Annotated in this window: 10 protein-coding genes; all 10 read left to right on the forward strand. The window is 43.2% G+C overall.

What is annotated here, in order from left to right; all coding sequences use genetic code 11:
* Nucleotides 1-8 precede the first annotated feature (8 nt).
* Entirely contained in the window at nucleotides 9-188 is a 180-nt protein-coding gene (locus AB5642_RS12390; RefSeq protein WP_368371660.1) for a ferrous iron transport protein A, read from the forward strand.
* A gap of 313 nt (nucleotides 189-501) precedes the next feature.
* Nucleotides 502-2,655, forward strand: coding sequence for a ferrous iron transport protein B (gene feoB, locus AB5642_RS12395; RefSeq protein WP_195380206.1), 2,154 nt, complete (start codon nucleotides 502-504; stop codon nucleotides 2,653-2,655).
* A 205-nt stretch (nucleotides 2,656-2,860) separates the two neighbouring features.
* Nucleotides 2,861-3,334 carry a Fur family transcriptional regulator gene (locus AB5642_RS12400; RefSeq protein ID WP_243249213.1) on the forward strand — a complete coding sequence of 158 codons (474 nt, stop codon included), beginning with the start codon at nucleotides 2,861-2,863 and terminating at the stop codon, nucleotides 3,332-3,334.
* 16 nt (nucleotides 3,335-3,350) lie between these two features.
* On the forward strand, nucleotides 3,351-3,569 hold the full coding sequence (locus AB5642_RS12405; RefSeq protein WP_368371657.1) for a DUF6783 domain-containing protein: 219 nt from the start codon (nucleotides 3,351-3,353) through the stop codon (nucleotides 3,567-3,569).
* A 120-nt stretch (nucleotides 3,570-3,689) separates the two neighbouring features.
* Entirely contained in the window at nucleotides 3,690-4,016 is a 327-nt protein-coding gene (locus AB5642_RS12410) for a DUF6110 family protein (RefSeq protein ID WP_368371658.1), read from the forward strand.
* A 203-nt stretch (nucleotides 4,017-4,219) separates the two neighbouring features.
* Nucleotides 4,220-6,307 carry a heavy metal translocating P-type ATPase gene (locus tag AB5642_RS12415; RefSeq protein ID WP_368371659.1) on the forward strand — a complete coding sequence of 696 codons (2,088 nt, stop codon included), beginning with the start codon at nucleotides 4,220-4,222 and terminating at the stop codon, nucleotides 6,305-6,307.
* Nucleotides 6,308-6,347: 40 nt separating this feature from the next.
* Nucleotides 6,348-6,398 carry a hypothetical protein gene (locus tag AB5642_RS12420; RefSeq protein ID WP_368366626.1) on the forward strand — a complete coding sequence of 17 codons (51 nt, stop codon included), beginning with the start codon at nucleotides 6,348-6,350 and terminating at the stop codon, nucleotides 6,396-6,398.
* A gap of 371 nt (nucleotides 6,399-6,769) precedes the next feature.
* On the forward strand, nucleotides 6,770-7,057 hold the full coding sequence (locus AB5642_RS12425; RefSeq protein WP_148461784.1) for a DUF2325 domain-containing protein: 288 nt from the start codon (nucleotides 6,770-6,772) through the stop codon (nucleotides 7,055-7,057).
* An 18-nt stretch (nucleotides 7,058-7,075) separates the two neighbouring features.
* Nucleotides 7,076-7,627, forward strand: coding sequence for a DUF3793 family protein (locus AB5642_RS12430; protein ID WP_148461783.1), 552 nt, complete (start codon nucleotides 7,076-7,078; stop codon nucleotides 7,625-7,627).
* Nucleotides 7,628-7,784: 157 nt separating this feature from the next.
* Entirely contained in the window at nucleotides 7,785-8,207 is a 423-nt protein-coding gene (locus AB5642_RS12435) for a flavodoxin (protein ID WP_148461782.1), read from the forward strand.
* The last annotated feature ends 152 nt before the right edge of the window (nucleotides 8,208-8,359 follow it).

Genomic DNA, 8,359 nt, shown 5'->3' on the forward strand with positions numbered 1-8,359 from the left:
CTGTCACAGTGAAGAGACTGCACGGCGAAGGACCAGTAAAGAGACGTATCATGGATATGGGAATTACCAAAGGGGTACAGATCTATGTACGTAAAGTTGCACCGCTTGGAGATCCTATTGAAGTAACCGTAAGAGATTATGAACTGTCTCTGAGAAAAGTCGATGCAGAAATGATAGAGGTAGAATAAATACTGTACAGGATATAGTACTTTGCTGTGTGTACATAAGGGAAAAGTTACTGCTCACATATTTTTGAGAAACATTTTATAAATGTTGTCATATGAACAGTGGCAAAATCAGCACAGCATGAAATTGCATGTTCTGGAAGTGAACAGGCAATTTTTTTTACCTGATTGGTTAGCGAAACCTAATAAAAGGTTGAAACACTAACAAATGAAAGCTGATTGAAACAATCGGCAGCACAGGGCAACTAAAATCAGCAGAAGCTGTATATAATAAGCCCGGAAAAAGAAAATCTGGAAAGAAAGAGGAGGCATGAAAATGTCGATTAAGATTGCACTTGCAGGTAACCCTAACTGCGGCAAGACCACATTATTCAATGCACTGACCGGCTCTAACCAGTTCGTTGGTAACTGGCCCGGTGTAACAGTAGAGAAAAAAGAAGGTAAACTGAAAGGTCATAAGGATGTAACCATCATGGACCTTCCTGGTATTTATTCCCTTTCCCCATACACACTTGAGGAAGTGGTTGCCAGAAATTACCTGATCAATGAAATGCCAGATGCGATCATCAACATCGTAGATGGTACAAACCTTGAACGTAACCTGTATCTGTCCACACAGATCATGGAGCTTGGTATTCCGGTGGTTATGGCTATTAACATGATGGATCTTGTTCAGAAATCCGGAAACAAGATACATATTGATAAATTAAGCAAAAAACTTGGCTGTGAAGTAGTTGAGATTTCCGCTCTTAAGGGAACCGGAATCATGAAAGCTGCTGAGAAAGCAATTAGTGCAGCACAGAGCAAAAAGAAAACAATTCCGGTTCACGAATTTGCACAGGATGTTGAGGATGCGATCAAATCTGTTGAGAATAAGCTGACAGGAACTGTTGCAGAGGCTCAGAAACGTTTCTTTGCAATCAAGCTTATCGAGAAAGATGACAAGATCGTAGAGCAGATGAAGAGCGTTCCGGATGTGTCTTACGAAGTAAAGGCTCTGGAAGATAAATTCGATGATGATACAGAGAGTATTATCACAAACGAGCGTTATGTATACATCTCTTCCATTATTGGACAGTGCTATACAAAATCCTCTACAGGAAAGAAGCTTACAACCTCCGATAAGATCGACAGAATCGTAACCAACAGATGGCTGGCGCTTCCGATCTTCGCAGTTGTAATGTGGGTTGTTTATTATGTGTCTGTAACCACTGTTGGAACTATTGTAACAGATTGGACAAATGATGTACTCTTCGGTGAGATTATTCCTCCGGCAGTTGAGTCTGCTCTGGAAGCTGTAAATTGCGCTGCATGGCTGCAGGGACTGATCCTTGACGGTATTGTTGCCGGTGTTGGCGCTGTACTTGGTTTCGTACCGCAGATGCTGGTTCTGTTCCTGTTCCTTGCATTCCTTGAGTCCTGCGGTTACATGGCTCGTGTTGCATTCATCATGGACAGAATCTTCCGTAAATTCGGTCTTTCCGGAAAATCCTTCATCCCAATGTTGATCGGTTCCGGATGTGGTGTTCCTGGAGTTATGGCTTCCCGTACAATCGAGAACGACCGTGACCGTAAAATGACAATTATGACCACAACATTTGTTCCTTGTGGTGCGAAGCTCCCGATCATTGCAATGATTGCAGGTGCATTCTTTAACAACAGCGGATGGGTTGCGACAAGCTGTTACTTTGTTGGTATCGCAGCAATCATCTGCTCCGGTATCATCCTTAAGAAAACAAAAATGTTCGCTGGCGAGCCGGCACCATTCGTTATGGAGCTTCCGGCATATCACTGGCCGACAGTCGGCAATATTCTGAGAAGCATGTGGGAGAGAGGCTGGTCTTTCATCAAGAAAGCTGGTACCATCATTCTTCTTTCCACAATCGTTCTCTGGTTCCTCATGGGATTCGGCTGGGAAGGCGGTTCCTTCGGAATGGTAGAAGAACTGAACAACAGTATTCTTGCCAAGATTGGTTCTGCTATCGCCTGGATTTTTGCTCCTCTTGGATGGACAAAAGCAGGAGAAGGCTGGAAGATGGCAGTTGCAGCCGTAACAGGTCTTATTGCAAAAGAGAACGTCGTTGCTACATTTGGTATGCTCTTCGGATTTGCAGAGGTTGCAGAGGATGGAGCTGAGATCTGGGGAAATCTTGCACAGGTTATGACTCCAATTGCAGCTTACGGATTCCTAGTATTCAATCTTCTTTGCGCTCCGTGCTTCGCGGCTATGGGTGCAATCAAGAGAGAGATGAACAACGCAAAATGGTTCTGGTTTGCAATCGGTTATCAGTGTGGTCTTGCTTATGTAGTTTCACTTTGCATTTATCAGATTGGTACACTGCTTACAGGCGGCGGATTTGGAATCGGAACTGTTGTAGCATTTGTTCTGGTTGCAGCATTCCTGTACCTGCTGTTCAGACCATATAAAGAGAGCAACAGCTTAAAAGTTAATACAAAGAGTATTGCTTAAGCAAAGTTCTTAAATAATTCAGCCTGTATCCCTTAAAGAGATACAGGCTGGAATTTTTATATAAGGGGAAATAACAATAGTATTTCGTTTTGGAAAAGAGATGTTCTGCAGCAGTGAAGGCGCGAACCGTTATGATTTCTCTTTATATAGAAATTCCAGCTCCTGACATAAAATCACACAGAAATCAAAAAGGATGGCGATGAAAATGATGAAAAATGCAGTTGAAGAAAAAGCATATGAAAATCAGGAAGCATATCAGCGCACACAAATGCAGAAAGATATGATTTTTGAACGATTACGCGAACAGGGCTGCAGGATCACCAGACAGCGCCAGCTGATCCTGGATATTATTCTGGAGGAGGAGTGTTCCTGCTGCAAGGAAATTTATTACAAGGTGCAGGAGAAAGATCGAAATATTGGACCGGCCACAATTTACCGCATGGTAAATATGCTGGAAAAAATCGGCGCCATCAGCCGCAAGAACATGTACCGGATTTCCAGCTGTGAAGCATGCTGCCAGGAAAATGGCTGCACTGTAAGACTCAGCGATGATACTGTCTGTAAGCTGCCTTCTGAAGTCTGGAAACAGGTTGTAAGAGCTGGATTGAAAAATATGGGCTATATCGGAGATCAGGATATTGAGAGTATTGAGATGACCATGTCAAAGTGCGGTGCTTGAAAACTGGCATGATAGTATGAAGGCATATAAAAATAGCAGTTATCCAGGGGAGAGAGTTAGAGCCTGTTTGAAAAAGCATTTCCGCAATCTGTACGCCCCTCTTTGCGGTATATTTCACCAGAATTCAGTTGCCGTAGCCCGTTACGGCGCCTTCATCCGGGCAAAATCTCCCACAAATTGTGCCGTACATCTTGCAGAAAACCTTTTTCAAATACGCTCTAAAACAAGAAGATAATGAGAATATTTCTCGATAAGCAAAAAAGTACTGGGAATTTCAGAAAACCTGATATATAATACCAAAATATTGAAAAACAATTAACAATAATAGCGTTTCACTATAAGGAGGAATTTAATCATGGCAAGTTTTAAATGGGACAAGACAGGACTTTTTGCAGCAGGTGTTTTATTCGGAACAGCAGGTATCAAGCTTCTTTCCAGCAAAGATGCGAAAAAAGTTTACACAGAGTGCACAGCAGCTGTTTTAAGAGCAAAGGACTGTGTAATGAAAACGGTTACAACTGTTCAGGAAAATGCAGGTGATATCTATGCAGATGCACAGCAGATCAACGAGGACAGAAAAGCAGCTGAGGAGCCGTTTGAGGATGAGGCAGCTGAAGGCGAGACAGAGTTTAAAGAGACTGATGAAGCTGAAGAGACTGAGACAGAGGAAGCTGCTGAGTAATCTGGCAGTGTAATACCTTGCAAACATATTGGGGACTGCCGTTTTTGCGACAGTCCTCTTAATCGTTGCTGTTCCTTTGAAAAACTCTGCGAAATATTTTGGTGAACAAACCTTACTAAAAATTCGAAGAGTGTGGCGCGAAGCAATTGCGGTGAACGTAATGGACAGTAACTCTTGCTTTGAAGAAAAAGTAGGTGAACAAGTTGAAATTTACAGTTAAACATGAGAAAAAAGGACGTATCAGAGTCCATCTTTTTCAGAAATATATGAATTTTACCCAGGCAGATACCCTTCAGTATTATCTGGAAAATCTGGATGGAGTAAAGAAGGCTCAGGTCTTTAACCGTACCAGTGATGCTCTTATTTACTACACCGGAGAGCGGAATGAACTGTTGAAGGCAATTCAGGCGTTTGGTTACAGCCGTGTCAGCGTACCCGCCCAGGTGCTGGAGAATTCCGGAAGAGAATTAAATGAGACTTATAAGGAGAAGCTGGTAAATAAAGTTATTTTCCATTACGGACGTAAGCTGCTTTTGCCATATCCATTGTCTGCAATCTATACCACTGCAATGTCTGTGAAATACATCTGGCTGGGGGTTAAGACACTCTGGAAGCGTAAGATCGAGGTTCCGGTTCTGGATGCAACTGCAATCGGTGTTTCTATTTTCCGCGGCGACTTCTCCACAGCCGGTTCTGTTATGTTCCTGCTTGGAATCGGAGAATTGCTAGAGGAGTGGACCCACAAGAAATCTGTGGATGATCTGGCACGTACCATGTCTCTGAACACTGGTAAGGTATGGCTTCGCAGTGAAGGAACAGAGGTGCTGGTGGACGCAGACAAGATTCAGGCTGGTGACCTGGTTGTGGTACATATGGGAAACGTGATCCCATTTGACGGTTTGATCGCAGAGGGCGAGGCTATGGTAAACCAGGCTTCCCTGACTGGTGAATCTGTTCCTGTAAGAAAAGTGGAAGGAAATTCTGTATACGCAGGTACGGTTGTGGAAGAGGGCGAGGCTGTCATTACTGTAAAAGCAGTTGGTGGTTCCAGCCGTTATGAGAAAATCGCAGCCATGATCGAGGATACTGAGAAACTGAAATCCGGTCTTGAGAGCAAGGCCGAGCACCTGGCGGACAGACTGGTCCCATACACACTTGGCGGTACTGCACTTACTTATCTGCTTACCAGAAATGTAACCAAGGCTGTTTCCGTATTGATGGTTGATTTCTCCTGTGCCCTGAAGCTGGCAATGCCGGTTTCCGTACTTTCCGCTATCCGGGAGGCAGGAGAATACAAAATCACTGTGAAGGGCGGTAAATTCCTGGAGGCAGTTGCGGATGCCGATACGATCGTATTTGACAAGACTGGCACTCTTACCAAGGCAGAACCTACAGTGGCTGAGATTGTTCCATTTAACGGACAGAGTGAAGATGAGCTGCTACGAATTGCAGCTTGCTTGGAAGAGCATTTTCCTCATTCCATGGCGAAAGCTGTTGTAGATGCAGCGAAGAAGAGAAAACTGGATCACGAGGAAATGCATTCTAAGGTAGAATACATTGTTGCTCATGGTATTTCAACAACCATTGAGGGCAAAAAAGCAATCATTGGAAGCTCCCATTTTGTATTTGAGGATGAGAAATGCACCATTCCGGAAGGGATGGAGGAGCGTTTTAAAAATCTTCCAAATGAGTATTCCCATCTGTATCTTGCAATTGAAGGCAGTCTTGCAGCTGTTATCTGTATTGAGGATCCTCTCCGTGAGGAAGCTCCTGCAGTTGTAAAAGCACTGAAGAAAGCCGGATTCAGCAAGGTAGTTATGATGACCGGAGACAGTGAACGTACAGCCAGGGCTGTTGCAGCCAGGGTTGGCGTTGACGAATATTATTCTGAGGTTCTTCCGGAAGATAAAGCAAGCTTTGTGGAAAAAGAGAAAGCAAAAGGACGTAAGGTTGTCATGCTTGGTGATGGAATTAACGATTCTCCGGCCCTTTCTGCAGCTGACGCAGGTATTGCGGTAAGTGAAGGCGCCGAGATTGCAAGAGAGATCGCAGACATCACTATCGGTGCGGATAATCTGGAAGGTATCGTAATTCTGAAGCATATCAGTGACGCGCTGATGAAGCGTATTCACAATAATTACAGAACGATCGTAGGATTTAACACTGGCCTGATCCTGCTTGGTGTTGCCGGAATCCTGCAGCCGACTACATCTGCGCTGCTTCATAATACTTCTACACTATTGATCGGTATGAATAGCATGAAGAATCTGGTGAGTACTGAGGAAATTTAAATGGATGTGGTCTGCATCCCGGGTATTGTAAAAAAATCGGGTGCAGATTGCGGGAATGATTTTTCAAACACGCTCTGCGGTGAACGTGTAACTTTTGAATATATCAGAGAGTTAATGAGACTGTTTTTCATTAGCTCTCTTTTTTTGTTTTGTACTTGACAGAAATAAAGGATTAGTGTAAACTAACATCATAAAAGTTAGCACAAGCTAACTAAAGCGTAGAACTATAAAAATATATAATCAGCACCTTTTACATAAAATAAAATGTAAAGGACTGTAGCAACTAAAACATATTTCAGAAGTGCAGGCGTTACTGTGAAGGTTGTAAACAGTAAACGGAAAGCTTCTAATTTTTTTAACAAAGGGTTAGAAAAGACTAACGAAAAAGAAGAAAACATTGCCTGGAAGTTGGGTGTTTTCTCATTTTCAGAAGCTTCATAAAACCCGGAAAGGACAATTCACATGAGTATTGTAATCATCGGCGGAAATGAGAGAATGGTATATCAGTATACCGATATCTGCAAAGACTATGGATATAAGGCGAAAGTTTTTCCAAAGGAGAACGGTGCAATCCGCAAGAAAATCGGATGTCCGGATCTGATGGTTCTTTTCACCAATACAGTGTCCCATAAAATGGTTATCAGTGCATCACAGGAAGCAAAGAAAAATAACATTCCGGTAGCGCGCATCCATACCAGCAGCGCAAGCGCTTTAAAGTGTGCGCTGGATGAGCATGCGGTGATGGCATAAAAAGGTGAGGAGTTTATCATGATCGAGAAATGTCTCATTGAGCACTGTGCTCCTACCCTTGCTTCACTGAAAGCAGCCAATCTTTTCAATGCCTGCTGTGAAGAGGAAGAAAATATAGACCTTCAGATTTCCATGTGGAATCAGCTGATGAATCCCAAAGGTGTGAAACTGCTGGCACTTCGCAGCCGTGGTAACCGTTCTCTGGTTTATGTATACCGGGAAAAACAGCTGGTACGGAATCTGAATCGTCCCGGAGTTGCCCGGTTTCTGAAAAAATATGGATATGAAAATACAGAACCGGGACAGTGCCTGGCATTATTGAAGAAGCGCTTTGAGGCATCAGAGGATTTTCCACATGAGATTGGAATTTTTCTTGATTATCCACTTGGGGACGTAATTGGTTTTATCCAGAATGGCGGACAGAATTATAAATGTTCCGGATGCTGGAAAGTATATTGTAATGAATGTGAAGCATTGAAAATGTTTCAGAAGTACCATAAATGCCGTGAGGTTTATCGGAATTTATGGGCAAAAGGCAGGAGTGTTCTGCAGCTGACAGTGGCTGCTTAACATACAATGAAAGTCCCCTATGGGTGATAGCTAAAAAGCGATAAGGATCGCGGAAAAGCTGACTTTCGTTATTAAAGCGCCGGATGTGGAGGAAACAAACATAAATAATCTCGCAGGCTGGCAATAAAATTATAAAAGAAAGAGGTTAAGAGAAGTTATGAGTAAAGTAGCAGTTGTATATTGGAGCGGAACTGGCAATACAGAGGAAATGGCAAATAAAGTAGCAGAGGGTGCAAAAGCTGCTGGTGCTGAAGTAGAAGTGATCAGCGCTGACGATTTTGACGGAACAGATATCAGCGGTTTCGACGGTGTAGCTTTCGGATGCCCTGCAATGGGAGATGAGGAGCTTGAGGATTCCGTATTCCAGCCGGTATTCGAAGCATGTGAGCCAAAGCTTGCAGGCAAAAAAGTAGCGCTCTTCGGCTCCTACGGATGGGGAGATGGCGACTGGATGCGCAGCTGGGAAGAAAAATGCCAGAACGACGGCGTTGCACTTGCTGTTGATAGTGTAATCTGCAACGAAGAGCCAGATGATGAGGCTCAGGCAGCCTGCATTGAGCTTGGAAAAGCTATCTGCTGATTGGAACTGTTTTTGAAAAAACAGAATATAGATTATTATAACAATAATAACATTTACAGCCGCTATTAGTGCAAATGATATGATACCTCTAAAGTAGACAGATTAAATATAAAAATCTGTTACTTTGGAGGTATTTTTCATGCCAAAATCAA

This window comes from Ruminococcus sp. 1001136sp1_2201st1_G3_2201SCRN_220225, from assembly GCF_040924365.1.
Lineage (GTDB): Bacteria > Bacillota > Clostridia > Lachnospirales > Lachnospiraceae > Blautia_A > Blautia_A faecis.